This window comes from Bacillus altitudinis (assembly GCF_001191605.1).
GTDB lineage: Bacteria > Bacillota > Bacilli > Bacillales > Bacillaceae > Bacillus > Bacillus altitudinis.
Window position 1 is genome coordinate 3134017 of sequence record NZ_CP009108.1, and the last position, 21750, is coordinate 3155766.

Annotated in this window: 27 protein-coding genes and 2 riboswitches; of the genes, 3 read left to right on the top strand and 24 right to left on the bottom strand. The window is 42.1% G+C overall.

Annotated features, from left to right (window positions below; genetic code table 11):
* Positions 1-14: 14 nt before the first annotated feature.
* The 18 genes from folD to ID12_RS15830 all read right to left on the bottom strand — a co-directional run bounded on the left by folD (position 15) and on the right by ID12_RS15830 (position 12621).
* Positions 15-866 carry a bifunctional methylenetetrahydrofolate dehydrogenase/methenyltetrahydrofolate cyclohydrolase FolD gene (gene folD, locus ID12_RS15745; RefSeq protein WP_050827395.1) on the bottom strand — a complete coding sequence of 284 codons (852 nt, stop codon included), beginning with the start codon at positions 864-866 and terminating at the stop codon, positions 15-17.
* 14 nt (positions 867-880) lie between these two features.
* Positions 881-1273: a transcription antitermination factor NusB gene (gene nusB, locus ID12_RS15750; RefSeq protein WP_050827397.1), complete on the bottom strand. Its 393-nt coding sequence runs from the start codon at positions 1271-1273 to the stop codon at positions 881-883.
* 209 nt (positions 1274-1482) lie between these two features.
* Entirely contained in the window at positions 1483-1890 is a 408-nt protein-coding gene (locus tag ID12_RS15755; RefSeq protein ID WP_017357965.1) for an Asp23/Gls24 family envelope stress response protein, read from the bottom strand.
* Between the two features lie 25 nt (positions 1891-1915).
* Positions 1916-3265: an acetyl-CoA carboxylase biotin carboxylase subunit gene (accC, locus tag ID12_RS15760; protein WP_008342217.1), complete on the bottom strand. Its 1350-nt coding sequence runs from the start codon at positions 3263-3265 to the stop codon at positions 1916-1918.
* An 11-nt stretch (positions 3266-3276) separates the two neighbouring features.
* Complete coding sequence (gene accB, locus ID12_RS15765) at positions 3277-3759, bottom strand: acetyl-CoA carboxylase biotin carboxyl carrier protein (RefSeq protein ID WP_008342216.1); 483 nt, start codon at positions 3757-3759, stop codon at positions 3277-3279.
* 194 nt (positions 3760-3953) lie between these two features.
* Positions 3954-4586, bottom strand: a complete 633-nt coding sequence (locus ID12_RS15770) for a SpoIIIAH-like family protein (RefSeq protein WP_164704285.1) — start codon at positions 4584-4586, stop codon at positions 3954-3956.
* Positions 4586-5221 carry a stage III sporulation protein AG gene (gene spoIIIAG, locus ID12_RS15775; RefSeq protein WP_370539206.1) on the bottom strand — a complete coding sequence of 212 codons (636 nt, stop codon included), beginning with the start codon at positions 5219-5221 and terminating at the stop codon, positions 4586-4588. Before spoIIIAG ends, ID12_RS15770 begins: the two co-directional genes overlap by 1 nt.
* Positions 5222-5249: 28 nt before the next feature.
* The gene (gene spoIIIAF / locus ID12_RS15780; RefSeq protein WP_007501185.1) at positions 5250-5882 is read right to left on the bottom strand and encodes a stage III sporulation protein AF; all 633 of its coding nucleotides are present in this window, start codon (positions 5880-5882) and stop codon (positions 5250-5252) included.
* 14 nt (positions 5883-5896) lie between these two features.
* On the bottom strand, positions 5897-7090 hold the full coding sequence (spoIIIAE, locus tag ID12_RS15785; protein WP_017357967.1) for a stage III sporulation protein AE: 1194 nt from the start codon (positions 7088-7090) through the stop codon (positions 5897-5899).
* A gap of 19 nt (positions 7091-7109) precedes the next feature.
* A complete protein-coding gene (gene spoIIIAD, locus ID12_RS15790) occupies positions 7110-7523 on the bottom strand; it encodes a stage III sporulation protein AD (RefSeq protein WP_087978339.1) in 414 nt (137 codons plus the stop codon).
* Entirely contained in the window at positions 7520-7726 is a 207-nt protein-coding gene (gene spoIIIAC, locus ID12_RS15795) for a stage III sporulation protein AC (protein ID WP_003153142.1), read from the bottom strand. The genes spoIIIAD and spoIIIAC overlap by 4 nt, the downstream gene beginning before the upstream one ends.
* Before the next feature lie 19 nt (positions 7727-7745).
* A complete protein-coding gene (spoIIIAB, locus tag ID12_RS15800; RefSeq protein ID WP_007501189.1) occupies positions 7746-8261 on the bottom strand; it encodes a stage III sporulation protein SpoIIIAB in 516 nt (171 codons plus the stop codon).
* Positions 8255-9178 carry a stage III sporulation protein AA gene (gene spoIIIAA, locus ID12_RS15805; protein ID WP_035390790.1) on the bottom strand — a complete coding sequence of 308 codons (924 nt, stop codon included), beginning with the start codon at positions 9176-9178 and terminating at the stop codon, positions 8255-8257. Before spoIIIAA ends, spoIIIAB begins: the two co-directional genes overlap by 7 nt.
* Before the next feature lie 66 nt (positions 9179-9244).
* A complete protein-coding gene (locus ID12_RS15810) occupies positions 9245-9526 on the bottom strand; it encodes a YqhV family protein (protein ID WP_017367580.1) in 282 nt (93 codons plus the stop codon).
* Between the two features lie 373 nt (positions 9527-9899).
* Positions 9900-10457 (bottom strand): elongation factor P, encoded by a 558-nt coding sequence (gene efp / locus ID12_RS15815; RefSeq protein ID WP_007501192.1) that lies wholly within the window; start codon positions 10455-10457, stop codon positions 9900-9902.
* Positions 10458-10482: 25 nt separating this feature from the next.
* Positions 10483-11544 carry a M24 family metallopeptidase gene (locus tag ID12_RS15820; RefSeq protein ID WP_007501193.1) on the bottom strand — a complete coding sequence of 354 codons (1062 nt, stop codon included), beginning with the start codon at positions 11542-11544 and terminating at the stop codon, positions 10483-10485.
* The gene (aroQ, locus tag ID12_RS15825; protein ID WP_007501195.1) at positions 11541-11984 is read right to left on the bottom strand and encodes a type II 3-dehydroquinate dehydratase; all 444 of its coding nucleotides are present in this window, start codon (positions 11982-11984) and stop codon (positions 11541-11543) included. The genes ID12_RS15820 and aroQ overlap by 4 nt, the downstream gene beginning before the upstream one ends.
* 109 nt (positions 11985-12093) lie before the next feature.
* On the bottom strand, positions 12094-12621 hold the full coding sequence (locus ID12_RS15830) for a YqhR family membrane protein (protein WP_008342207.1): 528 nt from the start codon (positions 12619-12621) through the stop codon (positions 12094-12096).
* A gap of 221 nt (positions 12622-12842) precedes the next feature.
* Between ID12_RS15830 and ID12_RS15835 the strand changes: the two genes are divergently transcribed.
* Together ID12_RS15835 and ID12_RS15840 are read left to right on the top strand one after the other, a co-directional pair.
* On the top strand, positions 12843-13799 hold the full coding sequence (locus ID12_RS15835) for a DUF1385 domain-containing protein (RefSeq protein ID WP_017357970.1): 957 nt from the start codon (positions 12843-12845) through the stop codon (positions 13797-13799).
* A gap of 38 nt (positions 13800-13837) precedes the next feature.
* On the top strand, positions 13838-14233 hold the full coding sequence (locus ID12_RS15840) for an SA1362 family protein (RefSeq protein ID WP_007501201.1): 396 nt from the start codon (positions 13838-13840) through the stop codon (positions 14231-14233).
* Here ID12_RS15840 and ID12_RS15845 read toward each other — a convergent pair.
* The 3 genes from ID12_RS15845 to ID12_RS15855 all read right to left on the bottom strand — a co-directional run bounded on the left by ID12_RS15845 (position 14230) and on the right by ID12_RS15855 (position 16768).
* A complete protein-coding gene (locus ID12_RS15845; RefSeq protein ID WP_008342205.1) occupies positions 14230-15105 on the bottom strand; it encodes a patatin-like phospholipase family protein in 876 nt (291 codons plus the stop codon). The two genes, ID12_RS15840 and ID12_RS15845, sit on opposite strands and share 4 nt — an antisense overlap.
* A gap of 306 nt (positions 15106-15411) precedes the next feature.
* Positions 15412-15846 carry a transcriptional regulator MntR gene (mntR, locus tag ID12_RS15850; RefSeq protein WP_003215946.1) on the bottom strand — a complete coding sequence of 145 codons (435 nt, stop codon included), beginning with the start codon at positions 15844-15846 and terminating at the stop codon, positions 15412-15414.
* Positions 15847-15931: 85 nt separating this feature from the next.
* Entirely contained in the window at positions 15932-16768 is an 837-nt protein-coding gene (locus ID12_RS15855; protein ID WP_017357972.1) for a lipoate--protein ligase family protein, read from the bottom strand.
* A 219-nt stretch (positions 16769-16987) separates the two neighbouring features.
* Between ID12_RS15855 and ID12_RS15860 the strand changes: the two genes are divergently transcribed.
* Positions 16988-17368 carry a rhodanese-like domain-containing protein gene (locus ID12_RS15860; protein ID WP_024718853.1) on the top strand — a complete coding sequence of 127 codons (381 nt, stop codon included), beginning with the start codon at positions 16988-16990 and terminating at the stop codon, positions 17366-17368.
* A gap of 39 nt (positions 17369-17407) precedes the next feature.
* Here ID12_RS15860 and gcvPB read toward each other — a convergent pair whose 3' ends face one another.
* The 3 genes from gcvPB to gcvT are packed head-to-tail and all read right to left on the bottom strand — an operon-like array spanning position 17408 to position 21321.
* Complete coding sequence (gene gcvPB, locus ID12_RS15865) at positions 17408-18868, bottom strand: aminomethyl-transferring glycine dehydrogenase subunit GcvPB (protein WP_017357973.1); 1461 nt, start codon at positions 18866-18868, stop codon at positions 17408-17410.
* Positions 18861-20207: an aminomethyl-transferring glycine dehydrogenase subunit GcvPA gene (gcvPA, locus tag ID12_RS15870; RefSeq protein WP_035702787.1), complete on the bottom strand. Its 1347-nt coding sequence runs from the start codon at positions 20205-20207 to the stop codon at positions 18861-18863. The genes gcvPB and gcvPA overlap by 8 nt, the downstream gene beginning before the upstream one ends.
* A 16-nt stretch (positions 20208-20223) precedes the next feature.
* Complete coding sequence (gene gcvT / locus ID12_RS15875) at positions 20224-21321, bottom strand: glycine cleavage system aminomethyltransferase GcvT (protein WP_019743009.1); 1098 nt, start codon at positions 21319-21321, stop codon at positions 20224-20226.
* A gap of 104 nt (positions 21322-21425) precedes the next feature.
* Positions 21426-21521, bottom strand: a riboswitch (glycine riboswitch).
* A gap of 3 nt (positions 21522-21524) precedes the next feature.
* Positions 21525-21632: riboswitch (glycine riboswitch) on the bottom strand.
* Between the last annotated feature and the right edge of the window lie 118 nt (positions 21633-21750).

A 21750-nucleotide genomic window follows, 5' to 3' on the forward strand; every position in this document is an offset into this window, starting at 1 on the left:
TGAATGGATCAAGCTTATGATAATGTACGTTTTGCTGATTTAACCGTATTGTGTGCAAGCATCGTAATTGTCATTGGACCCACTCCGCCAGGGACTGGTGTGATGTAAGAAGCTTTTTCTTTTGCTGCTTCAAAGTCAACGTCCCCTACAAGTTTCCCCGTTTCTAGACGATTGACTCCTACATCAATGACAATCGCGCCTTCTTTAATTTGGTCAGCTTTAATAAAGTTTGCTCGACCGACGGCAACAACTAAAATGTCCGCTTTTAACGTATGTTCTGAAATGTTCGCCGTTCTTGAATGACAGTAGGTGACGGTTGCATTTTCGTTTAATAGCAATTGTCCAACTGGTTTGCCGACGATATTGCTTCGTCCTACAACGACCACTTCTTTTCCAGAGAGATCCACACCTGTTTTGTTCAATAATTCAACAATACCAGCTGGTGTGCAAGGGAGGAATGTGTCTTCTCCAAGTAGCATTTTCCCGATATTCAGCGGATGAAAACCATCTACGTCTTTCTCTGGTGAAATTCGTTCAATGACGGCTTTTTCAGAAATATGTTTTGGCAGTGGAAGCTGAACAAGAATTCCGTGGAATTGATCATTTGCATTGTGCTGATCAATCATCTTTAGCAATTCCTCTTCTGTTAAAGAAGCATCTAAATGATCAAGCTGGAAATGCATGCCCATGGCTTCTGCTGCTTTTTTCTTCCCGCGTACGTAAGAAAGTGAAGCCGGATCATCACCGATTAGAATAACGGCAAGACCAGGTGTGACTCCTTTTTGTTTTAGCTCTTCTACTTCTTTTGCTAATTGTTCACGCTTTTCTTTTGCTGTTTCTTTCCCATCGATGATTGTTGCTGTCATGTCGAATCCTCCTATTACTGCTTTAGGTCGTTTTTAATGTTTGAAAGTACACCATTTACAAATTTCGGCGCCTTATCGTCACCGAACAATTTAGCAAGTTCAATGGCTTCATTCATTGAAACACTCACCGGGATATCTTCTTGATATACCATTTCGTACACAGACAGCCTTAAAATGGCTCTGTCTACGTTCGCAATACGATCAAGTTTCCAATTCACAAGATGCTGTGAAATCATGTCATCGAGCTTGTCCTTTTGTTCGAGCACACCGAAAACCAGTTCCTCGAAAAAAGGATCTGATTCTTGTTCATCCAGCGCATGTGTAATGGCGTCTTTCGGATCAATATTGCTGACATCAATTTGAAATAATGTTTGTAGCGCCTTTTCTCTTGCAGTTCTTCTTTTCATTATTTACTCCTTTAACCACTTTATCCGCTTGTCGTTAAGCCATACAGAGATCATAACATATTTTGACCGCAGTCGCACCAAGATCCATGCGAGCTGTGACGAAAAACGAATCACTCCATGCGTGACGTAATCATCATGTGGAATTTTCCCAAAAATGGGCTTTAAAAAACCAAAGAGGCAATGCCTCCTTGGTTTCACTTCAACCATTTTTACATTTCTTGATCAACTTCAGCTTCAGCTGTTTTTGTATCAAATTGAATGCCGACGACATGAATGTTGATTTCATTAATCGTTAAGGCCGTCATGTTTAAAAGGGTTTGACGGATATTTTCTTGAACAGCAGTGGATACCTTTGGAATGGATAGGCCAAATTCAACCACACAATACACATCAATTGTGATGCCTTCATCAGAGACATCTACTTTCACACCTTTACGGTGATTTTTCTTCCCAAAGCGTTCTGCCACATCAGCAGCGAAGTTGCCGCGCATTTCCGCAATTCCTTCGACCTCTGATGCAGCGATCCCAGCAATGACTTCAATCACTTCTGGCGCAATTTGCACTTTTCCCAATTGATCTTCATCAAGGTTCATTTCAAGCAAATTGTTTTCTGACACGATCATTCACCTCCGAAAGCTGTTATTATTTCATAATTTGATACGTTTCTAAAAACTTCGTATTAAAATTACCGCTCACAAATGTTTCGTGCTCTAGTAATCTGAGGTGGAATGGAATCGTTGTGTAGACTCCTTCAATGACGAATTCTTGAAGCGCACGTTTCATTCTTGCTATTGCTTCTTCTCTCGTTTTACCATATGTGATCACTTTCGCAATCATACTATCGTAATATGGCGGAATCACATAACCAGGATAAGCGGCAGAATCAATACGTACTCCTAAACCGCCTGGCGGAAGGTACATTTTAATTTCACCAGCAGAAGGCATGAAGTTTTTCTCAGGGTTCTCTGCGTTAATACGACATTCAATCGCCCAGCCTTCGTATACGACATCCTCTTGCGTAAGGGAAAGCTTTTCACCTGAAGCTACTTTGATCTGTTCTTTGATCAAATCAACACCAGTGACCATTTCCGTTACAGGATGCTCTACTTGGATACGTGTATTCATTTCCATGAAGTAAAACTTCTCTTCATTATAATCGTAAATGAATTCAACCGTTCCGGCACCTGTGTATTCAACAGCTTCGGCTGCTTTTACGGCAGCTTCACCCATTTGCTCACGAATATCTGCATTTAGTGCAGGTGATGGCGTTTCTTCCAGAAGCTTTTGCATTCTTCTTTGGATAGAACAATCACGTTCACCTAAGTGAATGGTATTCCCATGCTGATCAGCAAGGACTTGAATTTCAACGTGTCTAAAGTCTTCAATGAATTTCTCCAAATAGACACCTGGGTTCCCGAAGTTTTGTGCTGCTTCCTGCTGCGTGATGGTGACACCGTTAATGAGCTCTTCTTCTGTGCGAGCCACACGGATACCTTTACCACCGCCCCCTGCAGTTGCTTTAATAATGACAGGATACCCAATACCAGCTGCTGTTGAAACAGCATCATCAAGATCTTTTACAATTCCTTGAGAACCAGGGACAATTGGAACACCAGCTTGCTTCATTGTTTCTCTTGCCACATCTTTCGTTCCCATTTTGGAAATTGCTGACGCAGTTGGTCCAACAAAGATGACATTACATTCCTCGCAAAGCTCTGCAAAGTCTGCATTTTCAGCAAGGAAACCATATCCTGGATGGATGGCATCTGTACCTGTTAGTTTTGCCACACTGACAATATTTGTTACATTTAAATAACTATCTTTTGAAGCAGTCGGTCCGATGCAATATGCTTCATCAGCCATTTGAACATGCAGCGCATCACGATCCGCTTCAGAAAATACCGCAACTGTTTCAATTCCAAGCTCTTTACAAGCACGGATGATTCTAACTGCGATTTCTCCTCTGTTTGCAATTAATAGCTTTTTAATCATGATCGTACTCCTTACTCTGCTTTCACTAGAAAGAGGGGTTGTCCGAATTCTACAAGCTGACCGTTTTCAGCTAATACTTCGACGATTTCGCCTTTTACTTCTGCTTCGATTTCATTAAACAGTTTCATCGCTTCAACGATACATACAACTGAGTTTTCCTTCACTTTAGAACCTGTTGTCACATATGGATCTGCTTCTGGTGAAGAAGAAGCGTAAAATGTGCCAACCATTGGGGATGTGATTTTATGCAGGTTTTCAGACGCGGCTTTCTCTTGTGCAGGGGCTTCGGTCTGAGCTGGAGCTTGTGCTTTAGGAGCTTGTTGAGCTGGAGCTGCTTGGACAGGAGCCACTGGTGCTTGTGCCGCAACTTGCTGAACGACTTCTTTATTTTTCTTTAACTTGATTTTTGCACCTTCGTTTTCGTACGTAAATTCATCAATTGTTGATTCGTCAATTAATTTAATTAGTTCATGAATCTCTTCAATTTTTAACATGGATTTGCACCCCTATGTATGGATTTATCTTTTTTTATAGGCTAGTACTAAAAGTACATACTATAACCATCTTACAGGAGGATTTCGTTGAATTCAACTATTAATGTGATGAGACACCTCGCACAAGCACCTGAAAAAGGGCGTCAACCCGCATGAAAAAACGCCCTTTTCAGAAAAGGGCGCTTGTGCATTTTTTATTGATTCGATGGCTCAAAAGTGACGGCTACGTTATCAAGCCCTCTCATTTCTTTTGTGACCAAATCAATAATATCTGCTGCTTGGGACTTTGATTTTTTATCAGAACGAACCGTGATGTTCACTTTATCTCCTTCTGCACTGACGAGCGCATCTTTATATCCTTTTGTTTTGATTAATGTCTCCAGCTGACGCTCTGTTCCTTCTGCCTCACTAAGTGCTGTCATTTGATCATAAGCTTCACTTTTCTCTTGCGCTGTTGCATCATCGCTAGACACGATTTCGTTATACTCTTCACGCTGCTTGCTGCGCTTATCTTCCAGTTCAAGTCTGTAGGTTGTGAAAAGTTCATCGTCGGTCTGCTCTGAAACAGCCTTTCCTTCTTCTCCACTTGTTTCAACATCTTCTTGTTTCGCATTGCTTTCTTTGTCAGTTGATTTCTCTTCTGCGTTCTTTTCGGTTCCTTTGTCAGTCCCTTTTTCTGGCTCAGCCTTTTTCTCTTCCATTCCTTTTGATTTTGTATCTTCTACTGTCACAGCATTCTCACCTTGTGGAGACATGATATAGTACACACTTAATACGACAACTAAACTTAGCATCGTTAATAGCCAAACCGTTTGTTTTTTTAACATCATTCCGAATCCTCCTTGATTTTTTTAGGGGCAACAGCCACTCTATGGCTCGGTACATCAAGCACTCGTGTAACCGCTTCAATGATGGTTTTCTTTATTTGAACGTTGTCTACTCCTTGAGCAACAACGAGGACACCTCGAATGTCTGGCTTTTTCGTTTGGACAACAACAGGTGTTTCTTCATTGCCATTTTTAATAATGACAATCTCTTCTTCTTTTGTTTGATCCGTGACACTTCGCACGCCGCCTTCTTTGTCTGTTTCCTCGGTCGTAGTGCTTTTATTGGATTTGTTTTTTTCAAACACTTTTAAAGAAGTTGCGTCTACATTTACCACAATGGATACATCCTCAACACCAATGATCGTTTCTAAAATCTCTTTTAGCTGATTTTCGTATTCTTGTTCAACATCCTCTATCGAGTTGTTTGACTTACCTGAAGAGGATGGTTTGAACACCGCCTGCTCTTCTGAGGATGTTTTTTTAGACGCAGGAACAGCAGCCTCTTGTTTGCTTGATGGCGGTGACAGAATCTGACTGACTAACATGAATGACACGCCGATGATGAAGACAAGCAGTAAGTAATGGTGCTTCGTTAATTTTGGTTTCCCTTCACCTTTTTCAGGTGCTTGGAACATTGATTTCAGTTTTTGTCTCCAGTCTTTGTTATTCATGATCTGCTGCGTCACCTCCCTCAATGTTCAGCGCAATGTGTTCAGGCCGTGTATTCCATACATCTGCAAGCGTCTCTTTCACCCTCGCCATCTCTTTTGCTGACGCCCCGGCGCTTTCCTCCTTTTGCCTGGAGAGATCAATGTCGACCTTTGCCACCGTTTCTACAGCATCACCTGTGAGCGGGACAAGGACTGCTTTGATGCGAAATTGATCTGCCTCCATATTCTGATCAAGGTGCTCCTCATCTGCCAACACTTCTACGTGTTTCATTTCATAGCTCTCCTTCTCCAGTGGCTCCTTTGCGCTTTTTTCTAGTTGGACAGCCATTTGCTTTAAAATATATGCACGCTGTGAAGCTTGTATTTCTTTTTTTTCTAAATTCATCTGATTTTTTATTTCTTCTGATTGCGCTTGGTCCTTCCCTTTCATGATTTCTGAGAAAATTTGGTCAGGATCTGCCCGGAATAACGCAAAGATCGGATTGAGCATCACCACAATTAACAGTAAGCTGACGACCATTTTTGCATACTTCTGCATGCTTGAATTGGGAAGCAAAAGATCAATCACAATCGCAAATAAAATAAATAGAATAATACTTGTGATCCATTCTGTGAGAAAACTCAAATGGTGTCCCCTCCTTACTTCATCATCATGGTGAGGTTGCCAGCTGTGATGATAACGGTAATGCTTAAAAAGAACATAAGCGATACAACAGCTAATGCAGCAAATATATAAAGAACACTTTTTGAAATGACATCAAGGCAGCTAATAATCGGCCCGCCCCCTAAAGGCTGAAGAATCGCAGCGGCCAATTTATAAATCAGAGCGAGCGACAGCACTTTAATCGCTGGGAAAGCCGCAATTGAAATCAAAATGGCGACGCCTACAAGGCCAACCGTATTTTTCAGCAGCACAGAGGCGCTGATAACGGTATCTGTCGCATCAGTAAACATTCTGCCAAGGACAGGGATGAAATTTCCGGTAATAAACTTGGCTGTGCGAAGAGCGATGCCATCCGTGATAGCAGCAGATGCCCCCTGTACAGAAATGACGCCGAGGAATACAGTTAAAAAAACAGCGAGCCCGCCAATGGCGACATTTCTTAACAGCTGGGCAAGCTGGGTCACTTTGTATTGTTCGGTCAGCGTACTGACAATGCTCAATATCGCTGATAAAAAAATAAGCGGAAGAACGACATATTGAATAAAAACACCGCTCGTGTTCATTAAAAACAAAATCACAGGATGAAAGAATCCGGCTGAGACAAGCCCGCCTGATGAGGCAATAAGTGCTAATAAAAGAGGAATAAGAGCAAGAATAAAACTAGTCATCGTTTGAATGGCTTCTGTTGCATAAGAGATCGCAACATGAAAACTGTTTAATGCAATAATGATAAGCACCATATAAACAAGAGCGTATGCAACTTTACTAACAGTGCTTTGCTCAAACGCATTTTGCAAAAGCTGCAAAAGCGAACAAAAGATGGTGAGTAATATAAGTGTACCTAAGAGCTTTCCATTGGCAATCAGCTCATGAAACAGATAATGAACAAAAGCCTTCAGCCACGTTTGGGGAGACAGCTCTTTATCGCCATCGATCATTTCCTTCACTGTACCTTTTTGGCTTTCAGGCAGAAAGCCGCCATACTCGTCCAATATCGTTTCCCAAAAGTCACTGATAGAATGAAGCTCTAAGGCATCAGCCTGTCCACCCGCAACTTCTTCTGCGACCGGTTCTTCACTTGATAAAGGCACACTTTCTTCTGCACCTGCATACGGAACAATCATCCAAAAGAACATCATAAACCCTAGCACAGCTGTCACCCGTTTCATCATCATCACCTCTTTTCCATCAAGTCATGGACGGGATCATACCTAGGATCGTCTCAATGATGACCGTTAAAATCGGTACCGCCATGACCAAAATAAGAATTTTGCCGCCAAGCTCTATTTTTGAAGCGATGGCGCCTTGTCCCGCATCCTTTGTGAGCTGGGCACCAAATTCTGCAATATAGGCAATGCCAATGATTTTCAAAATGGTTTCAACGTATTTCATATTGACGCCTGCACTTGCTGCAATTTTTTCAATCATGGAGATAATGGCATAGATTTGATCGATTAAATAAAGGAAAATGACACACCCAGTAAACACAACAAGCATAAAGGCGAAGGTTGGCTTTTGTTCTTTGACGATTAATGCTAGAAAAGTAGCGATTAAACCAAGTCCAACAATTTGAATAATTTCGATTTGTAAGCCCTCCCCTATCCTTGAAATAGAAATACGGCTTTAATCTTCTTAAACAAATCATCCACAATGGTAGCAACCATAAATAAAATGTAGATAAATCCAAGCAGTGTCACCCACTGTGCGTACTCTTTTTTCCCCATTTGATCTAAAATCGTATGGAGAAAAGCCACGACGATACCCACTCCCGCAATTTGGAAAATGACGTTTACATCAACGCCCATGCTCTCGACTCCCTTCCTCTCACATCAATAACAGAATCAGTAGTAAACCACTTAGAAAACCAAGACTTCTCACCATTTTTTCATTTTTTGCTTGGGCAACTTCAGCTTCTTTTTCCTCTGATTCCAAATGGCCTAAAGCTAGCTTGATATATTTTTGCTGAGCCGTCACATCATGCTGACCAAGGGTTTCTCCAAAGTGCTTCAGCGCCTCATATTCGCCTTTTTTTAATACGGTTTTTTTCCATACATCCTCTAGACTTTCATTCCATGCATGCCTCGCAGAAAAGGTTCCAACGTTGAGTTTTTCTGCAAATTGTTCAAATAGCCGATTCACAGGCGGTCCTACTTGGGACGCAATTTGGTCAGCGGCTCTAGCTAAAGGTGTTTGACCATACATAATTTCAGCTTCAAGAGATTGGAGTGCAAACCGGAGCTGGCGGATTTGCTTTGGCCGATCACTGTACCGCTTCGCAAACTCGAATCCTCCCCATGTCGTAGCCGCAACAATGAAAATAGCACCAATAAGCTTTAACATACGTCCACTCCCCGCCTCCTCTTCAGCTCTTGTCCCTCTTGGTCAAATATCCGTCCGATTGTGCCAGGCCCTTTTTCTCTATTTAATTCCACATATCGATCAAACACACGAAGCTGCCATAACGGTTCAAATGATGGCCGTTTAGATAAGTCTTCAAGAGAATACCCATGAGCTGAGACGATAATGGTGACTCCAGCATGGATTGCTTCTAGCAGTGCCTGTACATCTTCACTTTTTCCGATTTCATCGACAATGATGACTTCTGGGCTCATGGACCTGATCATCATCATTAACCCTTCAGCCTTTGGGCACGCATCAAGTACATCAATCCGGTGTCCAAAAGAATGCTGCGGCACTCCTCTTATACAACCTGCGATTTCAGATCGTTCATCTACAATCCCTGTTTTTCTAGGAGAAATGGTTGTTGTTCCTGTACTGACAAGACGTGCTAGATCACGCAGCAATGTCGTTTTCCCGGTTTGCGGCGGACCTATAATCAGTGTGTTACACCAATGTTTTTCATATAAATAAGGGAGAAACGGCAGAGCAATTCCGATCTTCTCTTTTGCGATGCGAATATTAAATGAAGAAATATCTCTTAAGCCTTTGACGAATCCATTTTCGACGATGACCTTTCCAGCAAGCCCAACCCGATGTCCGCCAGATATGGTGATATAGCCCTGTTTTAACTCTTCCTCAAGTGTGTACATGCTGTAATTACTGAGCCTGCCTAATAGCTGAGCCGCCTCTTCACCTGTTGTATGATAGGAAAGAAAGCGTGGTTTTCCACCTTGCATCAGCTCAATCGGGCGATCGGTGCGAATGCGGATTTCTTCTATTTGCGCCCACTCTGCTTCTTTTAACATGCTGAGTTCTTGTCCAATTGAGTGCGGGAGAATATCCAACAAACTCCGCAACGAATTCCCCTCCTTTTTTTCTTCTCTAAAATGTATGATGTATGCCGTTAATTATGCCAAGCCATTTCACTTATAAATTCCAACAAGAATAAATACGACACCAATGAAAATAAACACAAGCTTCGCATAGGATAACTGCCCTGCAATTTGATAGATTCCAATCGTCATCGTGATAATAAAAATGAGCGGCCCGATGATCGCTAATATACTATTGATGACAACCGCTTTACGCACATCATTAGTCACTAAAATGAGGATGGCGGCCGTCAGTTCAATCGCGGCAGATAAAAACCTCATCCCTGCCATGGCAGCAACTGATGGGTGTATACCCGGGAGAAATTGTTTCATATAGAACCTCCAGCTTTTTTTACACTATATGCTTCACTAGCTAGAAGTAGTCTTGTTTTTCAAAAGGAAGAGAGATGGATGAGAGAATAGAGTAAGGGGTGTCATAACGAGGCGTCCTATTTTTCAAATAAAAAAAGACTGTAAACACGAGGTTTACAGTCTCAGATAGTTGACAAAGGGCTAAAATGAACTTGATTTTAGCCCTTTGTCTTCTTTTCAGCGTGATAGAAAACCTTTGCAGTCTAGGAAGGACGAGTACTGGCGCGGAGCGAATTTGACATTCGTGAGCACCAGCGCGCAGGACTGACAAAGAATGCGAGGGTTTGCCTACACGCTGAGACTGTAAACACGAGGTTTACAGTCTCTCTGTTCATTACGCTCTTGAAACGTATGAACCGTCAGATGTATTGATCACTAGTTTATCACCTTGGTTCACAAAGAAAGGAACGTTCACGATTAAACCAGTTTCTGTTTTTGCAGGTTTTGATCCACCTGATGTCGTATCACCTTTAATACCAGGCTCTGTTTCTACTACTTCTAGTTCTACAGTGTTTGGAAGTTCTACTCCAAGTGTTTCATCACCGTACATGACGATTTGAACCGACATATTTTCAAGCAAATATTTCAGCTCATCTTTGATTTGCGCTTCGCTTAGTTCAAGTTGTTCGTATGAACTTGTATCCATGAATACATGCTGATCGCCATTTGCATATAAATATTGCATTGTTTTTGTTTCAATTTGCGCTTTCGCTACTTTTTCACCTGCACGGAATGTTTTTTCTTGAATCGCACCTGTACGCAGGTTACGCAGTTTCGAACGGACAAACGCTGCGCCTTTTCCTGGTTTTACGTGTTGGAAATCCACTACACGCCAAATACCGCCGTCCACTTCAATTGTCAGGCCTGTACGAAAATCGTTTACTGAAATCATTTTGTCATCCTCCTACATTTCACCATCATAATATGATAAGTTCTTTCGGTGAGTGGGTCAATCGTTTATTGCCGTCAGCTGTCAGGACAATATCATCCTCAATTCTCACGCCGCCGACATCCGGCAAGTAAATGCCTGGTTCAACTGTCACAACCATTCCCTCTTCTAACACGACATCTGAGCGTGAGGAAAGGCCAGGTGCTTCATGTACTTCCATACCAAGCCCATGTCCAGTCGAATGCCCGAAGTATTGACCGTAGCCATACTTTTCAATGATGTCTCGTGTGATGCGATCAGCTTCTTTTCCTGTTAAGCCTGGCTTGATTTTATCCACACCAGCGTTTTCTGCTTCTAATACGATATGATAAATTTCCTTTAATTTGTCGCTTGGTGTTCCTACAGCAATGGTTCTTGTCATGTCTGAACAATAGCCTTTATAATAGGCACCGAAATCCAGTGTCACCAAGTCACCAGATTCAATCACCTTTTCGCTCGCTCTCCCGTGTGGCAGGCTTGAACGAACGCCAGAGGCAACAATCATATCGAATGAAGATCCTTCTGCCCCTTCTTTTCTCATGAAAAATTCAAGCTCGTTCATGACCGCAATTTCTGTCAGGCCCGGCTTGATGTACGTGAGAATATGATCAAAGGCATGATCTGCAATCTTCGCAGCTTCCTCTAATATCTTAATCTCTTCATTAGACTTAATCAAGCGCAACTTTTCAACTGATTCTGAGACTGGAACAAGCTCGATACCGCTTGCTTTCCCCGAGTACTGCTGGTAGGTGGCAAATGTCATATGGTTTTGTTCAAAACCAAGACGTTTTACCCCAAATTCGTTTGCCGTTTGGACAGCAGTTTCCACAATGTTTCCTTTATGTTCAATGATGTCATAGCCCTTTACTTGATCCTTGGCTTGCTCTGTGTAACGAAAATCCGTAATAAAGGCGGCTCGATCCTTTGAAACGATGGCAAGACCCGCTGATCCAGTAAAACTCGTCATATAATGTAAATTAAAGCTGCTCGTAATCACTAAACCATCTATGTCTAATTCGGCTAAAAGTTTTCTTAGTTTTTCAAGTTTCATGATACTGCTCCCCCTTCACTGACTAAATAACGAATCGCCAATTTATATCCTTCTAAACCAAGTCCAACGATTTGACCTTGGCATACTGGAGCAAGAACCGAATGATGGCGGAATTCCTCTCTCTTATGAACATTTGTGATATGTACTTCGATGACAGGTAACGTAATACTTGCAATGGCATCTCTCAGTGCATAGCTATAGTGGGTAAAAGCACCCGGGTTAAACACGACGCCATCGTACTGATCTTCTGCTTCATGGAGCGCATCGACCAAATCTCCCTCGTGATTCGATTGAAAGAACGTCAATTGAATATTTGCTCTTTCTGCAAACTGAAACAAATCCGTTTCTAAATCTGTTAATGTTTTACTTCCATAAACTCCTGGCTCTCTCTTGCCGAGCCTATTTAAGTTGGGCCCATTCAGCACTAGAAAATGAGGCATATGACCACTCCTTCACCCTAATTCACTCTATATCGATGTCTGTTTCTTTTTCCTTAGAAACCTTTCGTTTCCAAAAATAATTTTATCATATGAATGGTGGATTTACACTTTATTCTGTCTTTTTCCCGAGTGCCCTTGCAAGCTTCTGACTCGTTAATTCATTGTATTCAAATGAAATACTGTATCCGACAAACATGCCATATAAAATATATAGGCAAAATGTCGTCACAATGGTGCTTTGCTGCAAATCTTGCACTTGCTTCACATCGGGGAATATAGGATTAAATACATAAAAAACAAGCAGCCACAAAATCCCTCCATAAATCAGTCCCATCCAAAAACCTTTGATCCGTTTGAGCAGTCCATAATAAATAAAGGCTGCCCCAATAGATAAAATCCCTAAAAGTACAATACTCATAAATGTACCAAGTCCGCCTTTTTTCCATTCACCAAGCACAAATGGCTGCAACAGCATATTTGGACTCACCTCTGAAAAATGAAACACATGGGTCAGAAATCCGATAAAGCCCCAAAAAACTCCGCCGACAAAACCTGTGGCTGCTGCCCTTGCCACCATTGAAGACGTTTGTACTGATTGATTTTTTTCTTCTTGGTTTTTCTTTTCATCACGTTTCATATGAACACCTCCAGCAAGTAGTATGTCCAAAATGTCATGAAAAAAAAGGATTTCCGTGCGAGAGTGTAAAATTTTTATAACAGGGTATACTGGCTAAAAAGAGGTAGATAGAATTCTAGTAGATAATCGACCTGTGAGCTAGTGATTTCCCCTCTTTTCCTGTACAATAAAGGTATAAGGAAATGCATGTAAATTACAGGAAACAGGCAGGTTGATGAAATATGTCCAATCAAACAAAACCTCCAGCATATGGAGGGCAGGCAGTTGTGGAAGGTGTCATGTTCGGAGGTAAAATGAACTATGTGACAGCGATTCGGCGTAAGGATGAGTCGATTGAGTTTTTAAAGCTTCCCCGGACCTCCAATAAACGAACCGCCTTTCTTAAGAAAATCCCTTTTGTCAGGGGTGTTGCTGCACTTGTTGAAGCAAGCGCAAACGGCAGTAAGCACTTAAACTTCTCCAGCGAGCGCTATGACTTAGATCCTTCTGAAGATCATTCTCTTGAAAAAGAACAAAAAAGCTCGAAATTATCAATGATCTTTGGCATTGCTGTGATCGGAGTTCTCTCTCTTCTTTTTAGTAAATTTGTCTTTACTTTAGTGCCTGTCTTTTTAGCTGAACTTGTGCGTCCGGTGTTTTCTGGAAACTTCGCACAAATTGCAGTGGAAACATTCTTTAAATTGATCCTGTTATTAGGCTATATTTACTTTATTTCCATGACCCCTTTAATTAAAAGGGTATTTCAATATCATGGGGCAGAACATAAAGTCATAAACTGCTATGAACAGAATCTTGACATCACAGTGGAAAATGTCCAAAGCCAATCTCGCCTGCATTATCGATGCGGCAGCAGCTTTATTTTATTCACTGTCATTGTCGGCATGTTCGTCTATTTACTCGTACCGACAGATCCTTTATGGGTGAGAGTTCTGAATCGCTTGGCGCTTATTCCGGTTGTTCTGGGCATTTCATTTGAAGTGCTTCAGCTCACAAACAAACTCCGTGACGTGCCAGTGCTTAAAGTGCTTGGCTATCCTGGCCTTTGGCTGCAATTGCTCACAACAAAAGAACCCTCTGATGATCAAGTCGAGGTAGCCATTGCAAGTTTTAATGAACTTCTTCGTTTAGAGGAAGCATCTGCGAAACAAGCATCAGATTCTGCTCATCAAGTGATCTAGTTTATAAATCCGGTAAATTCTTTCGGAGGTGGACAGTTATGAATCGCCGAGTACATCCTGCTTTTACCATTATTTTCGCTTTAGGTGTTTTGGGATTTGTGTATTTACTCACAACGAATCCAAGCAGACTTTTTACAATGCTGCTATCAGTTGTGATCGTTGGAGCGGTTCTATTTTTCTTATTTAGATGGCTGATGAATCGAAGAACTGGAACAGAAGGAAATCTTTATCGTAAAGCAGTCAAACAATCAAAACGTCGCTACCAGCAGCCTAAACCAAAAACGAAAAGCCAGATGAAAAACCGGGTCACTCATTTGCGAAGCGTGCCGACTGACCACAAGTCTAAGCCCGTCCTTCTCAAAAAGAAAAGCCAAACACATTTGACAGTCATTGAAGGCAAGAAAAACAAAAAGAAAAATCGCGCCTTATTTTAAAATGTCCAGCTCTTTAAAAATTGCTCGGCCTTCTGTCTGCCTAGATCGACGAGCGCCTTTTTCTTTTCTGTCATCAGCTGAAAATCAGTGGCAATGACGTGTTCTACAGGAATAAAAATAATATGACGTTCGTGTTTTGTGGCAATATGTCTTTCGTCATGAGCACCACGCATCGTTTCAAATAGAGCGCCAAACAGTTCAAACGCATTGCGGATGGAATGTTGAGGGCGTTCTTTTTCGTTTGGGGTTAATGTGACACCGACAAACGGTCTTTTTTTCTCTTCAGCAAAAAGCCAAATCGGAAAGTTGCTGAGCACGCCGCCATCTACTATGGTACAAATTCCTTTTGAAGACCTCAGTTTGACAGGTTCGAAAAAATACGGCAGACTGCAGCTCATCCGAATGGCTCTGGCAACAGAAAACCGTTCTGGATTTAACCCATAGGAAGGAAGGTCATCTGGAAGGACGAGGATTTTGCCATTTGTTAAATCAGAAGCGACGATTTTGAGCGTATCTTTTTTCAGATCACCGAATACGGTGACGCCTTTTCGTTTTAACACGTCTGTCAGCCATTTTTCTAGACGGTCACCTTTGTAAAGGCCAAGACGCCAATAAATAGACACCCATCTGAGCATTTTAAACGGGATGAATTGACACCTTCGATCAAGCAATTGATGCTCATCCATTTCGTCTAACAGCTCCCGAATCTCCTGACTCGTAAAACCCGCTGCGATGAGTGAAGCAATGATCGCTCCCGCACTTGTTCCAGCGAGACGGACAAATTGAAACCCTCTTGCTTCAAGCGCTTCATAGGCGCCTGCAAGTGCTGCACCCTTAATGCCTCCACCTGAGAACACACCATCTATCTTCATCAAGGAGCCCCCTTTTCTGTCACACTATTAATAGTGTAGGAGCAATTGCCTTTCATTAGAACTATATTCAAAAAGGACACCCATGCTAAGGGTGTCCTTTCAGCGTGTAGACAAACCCTCGCATTCGGTGTCAGTCCTGCGCTCCGGTGCTTACGAATGTCAAATTCGCTCCGCTCCGATGCTCGTCCTTCCTAGACTGCAAAGGTTTTCTTTCACGCTGAAAAGAAGACAAAGAGCTAAAATAAAGTACATTTTACCCCTTTGTCAACAATTTAAAAGGACACCCTTCGACAGGTGTCCTTTTTCTTAAGATTCTTGATTTGTTTGTTCGTTTTTCTTTTGAATCGCTTTCAGCTGAACAGATCGCTCATCGTTTTCTTCAAAGAATTGGACGAGGTCGCCAATACGGTCAATGCTGTTCCAGCTGAGATGATGCTCAATACCTTCTACATCATCATAAATTTTCTCTTCATCTACACCAATGATTCTTAAAAATTGCTCTAGCAGTTCATGTCTGTATACGAGACGTTTTCCAATTTTTTTGCCTTTCGGGGTTAAAATTAGACCACGATATTTCTCATAAATGAGGTATTCATCTTTATCTAGCTTCTGAACCATTTTTGTTACAGAGGAGGGATGGACAGCGAGGGCTTCTGCAATATCAGATACTCTTGCATATCCTTTTTCTTCTATCAGCATATAAATTTGTTCAATATAATCTTCCATACTAGGTGTAGTCATAAAACCCCTCCAAAATGCACCTTTACTTAATAATCATAACAATTCTACACCATCGCCCATTAAAAAACAAGAAGAGTCCTTCGTCTTAACGCTTGTAATTCCAATCATCTGTGGCGTATTTCGTTTTGGCGAGGTGATGAACAAATGCCAACTCTTCATCTGTCAGCTCATAAGGCACAAGCTCGATATTTAATCCTTTTTCAAATCCTCGTTTAAATGCAACACGCGCATCGTCTATCGTACATGTTCGATCTGAAATTTCATTGATCGCCACCGCTTTGTTTTTAAAGCTGCGCTGCATCCGCTCTCTCACCCGATCGTTTGGATAAAGAAATAAATCAAACAATTTATCCTCATCAAGATCAATTAAAATCGAGCCATGCTGGAGGATCACACCTTTTTGTCTTGTTTGCGCACTGCCTGCTACTTTTCTGCCTTCTACAACAAGCTCGTACCATGAAGGCGCATCAAAACATACAGACGATCTTGGATTTTTTAAGCTTTCTTTTTCTTTTTCTGTACGAGGAATAGCAAAATACGCATCGAGTCCCAGTTCTTTAAAGCCCTCTAAAATCCCTTCTGAAATGACGCGGTATGCCTCTGTCACCGTCGCCGGCATCTCTGGATGCTCTTCTGATACGATCACACTGTAGGTCAATTCCTGATCATGAAGAACGCCGCGGCCTCCTGTAGGCCTGCGGACAAATCCAAGACCATAGCGCTCAACCGCTTCCATGTTGATTTCTTTTTCAACATGTTGAAAATATCCAACAGATAATGTCGCTGGATTCCAACCATAAAAACGGATCACAGGCGGGATCAGCTTCTCACTATGCCAATAAAGCAAGGCTTCGTCCATGGCCATGTTAAAGGCAGGGTCTTGGTTTCCTGTATCAATGAAACACCATTTCTCTTTTTGCATATAAAATCCCTTCTCTTTTACGTAGTCAATGTTAGATGATGGTGGTGACCACCGATTTTCTCTCTTCATCAGTCTATCAAATAGGGAAGGAATTGAAAATAATTCTTACCATTTATGATGACAAGTTTCTTTTGCTTTACTATAATAGTATTTGTCTAAAACGTACCATCAGACAGGTGACTGTGCTGATGCTCAAGAAGGAGTCGAGTCGTATTGCCAATATTCAACTATATCGTCCTCTCACTTTGTGGACTTTTCGTTCTTTATTCCATCGGCAGTTACATTTATCAGCAGCGCATTATGAAAACGCTGACGGAAGCAGAATTTATCAAAGGTTACCGCAAAGCCCAACTCATTGATGTGAGAGAACCAAATGAGTTTGAAGGTGGACATATTTTAGGCGCAAGAAACATTCCCCTTTCACAATTAAAGCAGCGCAAAAATGAAATACGCCCTGACAAGCCTGTTTATCTCTATTGCCAAAATAATTTGAGAAGCGGAAAGGCTGCTCAAACGTTACGTAAAAATGGCTGTCGTGAGATTTATAATTTAAAGGGCGGCTTTAAAAAATGGGGCGGCCGCATTAAAACAAAGAACTAACAAAAAAGACTCTGGGAGCTATTGCCCCCATGAGTCTTTTTATTTTCTTTCAAAAACTAGCACTGGATTCCGTGCTGCCTTTGTTTCATCCATTCGTTTCACAACGGTTGTATGTGGTGCTTCCTGTACGATTTCTGGGTTCTCTTCCGCTTCTTTTGCGATTTGAATCATCGCTTCAATAAATGCATCAAGGGTTTCTTTTGATTCTGTTTCAGTTGGTTCAATCATGATACATTCCTCTACATTTAGCGGGAAGTAAATTGTTGGCGGATGATAGCCAAAATCAAGTAATCGTTTGGCAATATCAAGTGTCCGCACACCTAGTTTCTTTTGACGTTTACCTGAAAGGACAAATTCATGCTTACAGTGGCGGTCAAATGGCAAATCATAATGAGCACATAAGCGGCGCATCATATAGTTTGCATTCAACACCGCATGATCAGTTACAGCCTTTAAGCCGTCTGGTCCCATAGAGCGGATATACGCATACGCTCTGACATTGATGCCAAAGTTGCCATAGAACGGTTTCACACGGCCGATGGATTCTGGACGATCGTAATCAAAGAAATAACGATCATCTTTCTTCACAAGCACTGGCTTTGGCAAATATGGAATCAAATCCTTTTTCACGCCAACTGGACCTGAACCAGGGCCTCCTCCTCCGTGTGGACCTGTAAAGGTTTTATGAAGATTTAAGTGAACCACATCAAATCCCATATCCCCCGGTCTTGCTCTGCTTAATACGGCATTTAAGTTCGCTCCATCATAATAAAGCTTCCCGCCTGCTCCGTGGACGATTTCAGCCATTTCTAAAATATTTTCTTCAAAAAGGCCAAGTGTATTTGGATTTGTGAGCATGAGAGCCGCCGTTTCTTCATTGACAACACGGCGCAGGTCGTCTAAATCGACAAGCCCATGTTCATTAGATGCCACCGTAATCGTTTCAAATCCAGCTACTGTTGCAGATGCGGGATTTGTTCCATGAGCAGAATCAGGCACGATGACTTTTGTTCGTTTATGATCTCCTCTTGCTTCATGGTATGCACGAATCATCATGAGCCCCGTCCATTCGCCATGTGCTCCTGCCGCAGGCTGTAATGTCACGGCGTCCATTCCTGTAATTTCTTCTAAATGGTCACCTAAATCATAAAGTAACTCTAATGCACCTTGCACAGTGTCTGCCTCTTGAAGTGGATGCACATGCGAGAAACCTGCAAGACGTGCCACCTTTTCGTTAATCTTTGGATTATATTTCATAGTACAAGAGCCTAGAGGATAAAAGCCAGAATCGACCCCGTGATTACGCCTAGATAATGCTGTGTAGTGACGCATAATGTCCAGTTCAGAAACCTCTGGCAGCTCCGCATCTTCATGGCGGATATACGTTTCATCAAATAAATCTGGGAGCTTCTCCTCAGGTACGTCTAAATCAGGCAGGCTGTAACCAATTCTTCCTTCTTTGGATAATTCAAAAATAAGCGGCTGATCTTGTTTATTCATGACGATCCCCCAATTCCTTGATGAACGTATCAATTTCTTCTTTTGTTCTTAGTTCTGTCACAGCGACGAGCATATGCTGCTGAAGCTCTGGATAATCCCGTCCCAAGTCATATCCACCGATGATTCCTTTTTCAAGCAATCGCTCATTCGCTTCTTTCACAGGTTCATTCAGTTTCAACACAAATTCATTAAAATGAGCGCCCTCTATTTCAGCCTGTAACCCATGTTTTTCTGCCTGCGTCTTGGCATAATGGGCCTTTTGTACGTTTTGATAGGCAATGTCTTTGATACCTGTTTTCCCAAGCGCCGTCATCGCAACAGAAGCGGCTAACGCATTTAATGCTTGGTTTGAACAAATATTTGAAGTCGCTTTGTCTCTTCGGATATGCTGCTCGCGCGCTTGAAGGGTCAGCACAAATCCTCGCACACCGTTCTCGTCTTCTGTTTGCCCGACTAAACGCCCCGGCACTTTCCGCATTAATTTTTTCGTCACAGCGAAATATCCACAATGAGGTCCGCCAAATGCAGCTGGAATGCCAAACGGCTGCGCATCACCAACGACAATATCTGCCCCAAGCTTTCCTGGTGGTGTCAGTAAACCAAGTGCAAGTGGGTTACTTGAGACGATGAACAGACTTTTCCCTTTATGTGCAATCGGTTCAATGTCTTTTAACGGTTCGACAACACCGAAGAAGTTTGGGTATTGTACAAGGACCGCTGCTGTTTCGTCGCAGACGGCTTCTTCTAATGCAGCTAGATCGGTCTGACCTTTTCGCGCAGGTACCTCGACGACTTCAATATGCTGTCCTTTCGCATATGTTTTCAGCACCGCTCTTGATTCAGGATGAACCGTCTCAGATACCACAATCTTTTTCTTTTTTGTATGTCCTGCAGCCAGCATCGCCGCTTCAGCTAATGCCGTTCCGCCATCATACATCGAGGAGTTGGCAAGATCCATACCGGTCAGCTCAGCAATCATTGTTTGAAATTCAAAGATTGCTTGCAATTCACCTTGAGAAATTTCAGGCTGATAAGGTGTGTACGCTGTATAAAATTCAGAACGTGAAATCACATGATCGACAATCACAGGCTGGTAATGATCATACACACCAGCACCTAAAAACGAGGCATAAGCCACTGTATCTTTATTTTTTGCAGCAAGACGAGACAATTCCCGCACTAGCTCTGTTTCTGATGCGGCTTCTTTAATGTTGTACGCACCTTTGAATCTGACTTTCTCTGGGATATCTGAGAAAAGCTCATCAATTGACTGAACACCGATGACATCCAGCATTTCTTTTTGATCTTGCTCTGTTTGCGGCAAATACCTGTGCTTCATCCTCTATTCCTCCTCGTTATTTGGCTCTTTTATAAAATGGTGTGGCGACGATTTTGGCTTTTAGACGTTTTTTACGAACTTGCACTTCCACTTCTGTCCCAAGCTGCGCCTCTGATGTTTCAATCAAGGCAAGCCCAATATTTTTCTTTAATGTTGGAGATTGTGTACCGGTTGTGACTACACCAATCTGCTTATCTCCTGAGAAGACTGGATAGTCTGTCCGCGGAATCCCCTTATCTATCATTTCAATCCCGACAAGCTTTCGCTTCGGTCCTTCTTCTTTTTGTTTTTTAAGTGCATCTTTTCCGATAAAATCTGCTTCTTTATCCGTTTTAACAGCAAAACCAATGCCGCCTTCTAAAGGAGAAATATCCTTCGTGAGCTCTTGGCCATAAAGCGGAAGTCTTGCTTCAAATCTTAAGGTGTCACGTGCACCGAGTCCACATGGAATCAGTCCTTTCGGCTGTCCGGCTTCTAATAAAGCGGTCCAAAGGTGAACAGCATCTTCTGACTGGCAGTAGATTTCAAAGCCATCTTCTCCTGTGTAGCCGGTTCTTGATACAAGCACCTCTTTTTGCGCAATGATTGCTTTTGATAAAAACGTAAATGGCTTCAATGACGTTACCTCTTCATCCGCAACATCTTTGATGATGTCAGCAGCAAGAGGTCCTTGAAGGGCTAACAAGGCGGTTTGATCAGAGACATTTTTAATCGAAACGTCTTCCTCACCTTGATGTTTCAGCAGCCAATCCACATCTTTTTCAATATTTGAAGCATTGATCACAAGCAAATAGTTGTTCTTTTCTTTTTGGTAGACGAGCAGATCATCCACCGTTCCGCCATCTTCATAACACATGGCTGTATATAGTGCCTTACCGTCTGTCAGCTTTGACAGATCATTGGTTAATAACCTTTGTAAAAAAGGAAGAGCTCCCTGACCTGTGACTTCCACCTCACCCATGTGAGACACGTCAAACAGCCCTGCTTTTGTTCGAACAGCTTCATGTTCTTCTTTAATGGAAGAAAATTGGACAGGTAATTCCCAGCCCCCGAAGTCAATGGTTTTTGCGCCAAACGTTTCATACGCATGAAAAAGCGGTGTTCGTTTCAACATCAATCGTTTCCCCCTTTTTTCTTACAGTGCACATTACAAGCTGAATTTTCAGAAAAAAATCACAGCAAAAAAGGACAGAGCGCTCCCTTTTATCAAAAAGAAGTCTCTGTCCTTGCACCTGAAAGTTTACAGCACAACATCATTGTGCGTTTTCCCCTTTGGTGGTTTGCTAAAAATCGCTGCGCAAACACTCTCCAGAGTTGCGTCCGGTAAGAGTACTTTTGCCTGAGAGATTCACTGAACCAATTCAGCTTGCTCCTTCGGCGCCTGTCAGTGCAAAATAACCGCTAGGTCTCTCCCCATACCATCATCCGCTCATATTCTTCACCTTTATTGGACATACTATCAAAATGGGTGACTTATTCTCTAGATCACTTACCAACATCCTACCATTAGAAATGGATGAAGAGCAACAGAAAAATCATTAAC

Excerpts from the sequence above, each read along its gene's own strand:
- folD (WP_050827395.1), bottom strand. The coding sequence starts at position 866 with ATGACAGCAACAATCATCGATGGGAAAGAAACAGCAAAAGAAAAGCGT.
- nusB (WP_050827397.1), bottom strand. The coding sequence starts at position 1,273 with ATGAAAAGAAGAACTGCAAGAGAAAAGGCGCTACAAACATTATTTCAA.
- accC (WP_008342217.1), bottom strand. The coding sequence starts at position 3,265 with ATGATTAAAAAGCTATTAATTGCAAACAGAGGAGAAATCGCAGTTAGA.
- accB (WP_008342216.1), bottom strand. The coding sequence starts at position 3,759 with ATGTTAAAAATTGAAGAGATTCATGAACTAATTAAATTAATTGACGAA.
- ID12_RS15770 (WP_164704285.1), bottom strand. The coding sequence starts at position 4,586 with ATGTTAAAAAAACAAACGGTTTGGCTATTAACGATGCTAAGTTTAGTT.
- spoIIIAG (WP_370539206.1), bottom strand. The coding sequence starts at position 5,221 with ATGTTCCAAGCACCTGAAAAAGGTGAAGGGAAACCAAAATTAACGAAG.
- spoIIIAE (WP_017357967.1), bottom strand. The coding sequence starts at position 7,090 with ATGAAACGGGTGACAGCTGTGCTAGGGTTTATGATGTTCTTTTGGATG.
- spoIIIAC (WP_003153142.1), bottom strand. The coding sequence starts at position 7,726 with ATGGGCGTTGATGTAAACGTCATTTTCCAAATTGCGGGAGTGGGTATC.
- spoIIIAB (WP_007501189.1), bottom strand. The coding sequence starts at position 8,261 with ATGTTAAAGCTTATTGGTGCTATTTTCATTGTTGCGGCTACGACATGG.
- ID12_RS15810 (WP_017367580.1), bottom strand. The coding sequence starts at position 9,526 with ATGAAACAATTTCTCCCGGGTATACACCCATCAGTTGCTGCCATGGCA.
- efp (WP_007501192.1), bottom strand. The coding sequence starts at position 10,457 with ATGATTTCAGTAAACGATTTTCGTACAGGCCTGACAATTGAAGTGGAC.
- ID12_RS15820 (WP_007501193.1), bottom strand. The coding sequence starts at position 11,544 with ATGAAACTTGAAAAACTAAGAAAACTTTTAGCCGAATTAGACATAGAT.
- aroQ (WP_007501195.1), bottom strand. The coding sequence starts at position 11,984 with ATGCCTCATTTTCTAGTGCTGAATGGGCCCAACTTAAATAGGCTCGGC.
- ID12_RS15830 (WP_008342207.1), bottom strand. The coding sequence starts at position 12,621 with ATGAAACGTGATGAAAAGAAAAACCAAGAAGAAAAAAATCAATCAGTA.
- ID12_RS15835 (WP_017357970.1), top strand. The coding sequence starts at position 12,843 with ATGTCCAATCAAACAAAACCTCCAGCATATGGAGGGCAGGCAGTTGTG.
- ID12_RS15840 (WP_007501201.1), top strand. The coding sequence starts at position 13,838 with ATGAATCGCCGAGTACATCCTGCTTTTACCATTATTTTCGCTTTAGGT.
- ID12_RS15845 (WP_008342205.1), bottom strand. The coding sequence starts at position 15,105 with ATGAAGATAGATGGTGTGTTCTCAGGTGGAGGCATTAAGGGTGCAGCA.
- mntR (WP_003215946.1), bottom strand. The coding sequence starts at position 15,846 with ATGACTACACCTAGTATGGAAGATTATATTGAACAAATTTATATGCTG.
- ID12_RS15855 (WP_017357972.1), bottom strand. The coding sequence starts at position 16,768 with ATGCAAAAAGAGAAATGGTGTTTCATTGATACAGGAAACCAAGACCCT.
- gcvPB (WP_017357973.1), bottom strand. The coding sequence starts at position 18,868 with ATGAATAAACAAGATCAGCCGCTTATTTTTGAATTATCCAAAGAAGGA.
- gcvPA (WP_035702787.1), bottom strand. The coding sequence starts at position 20,207 with ATGAAGCACAGGTATTTGCCGCAAACAGAGCAAGATCAAAAAGAAATG.
- gcvT (WP_019743009.1), bottom strand. The coding sequence starts at position 21,321 with ATGTTGAAACGAACACCGCTTTTTCATGCGTATGAAACGTTTGGCGCA.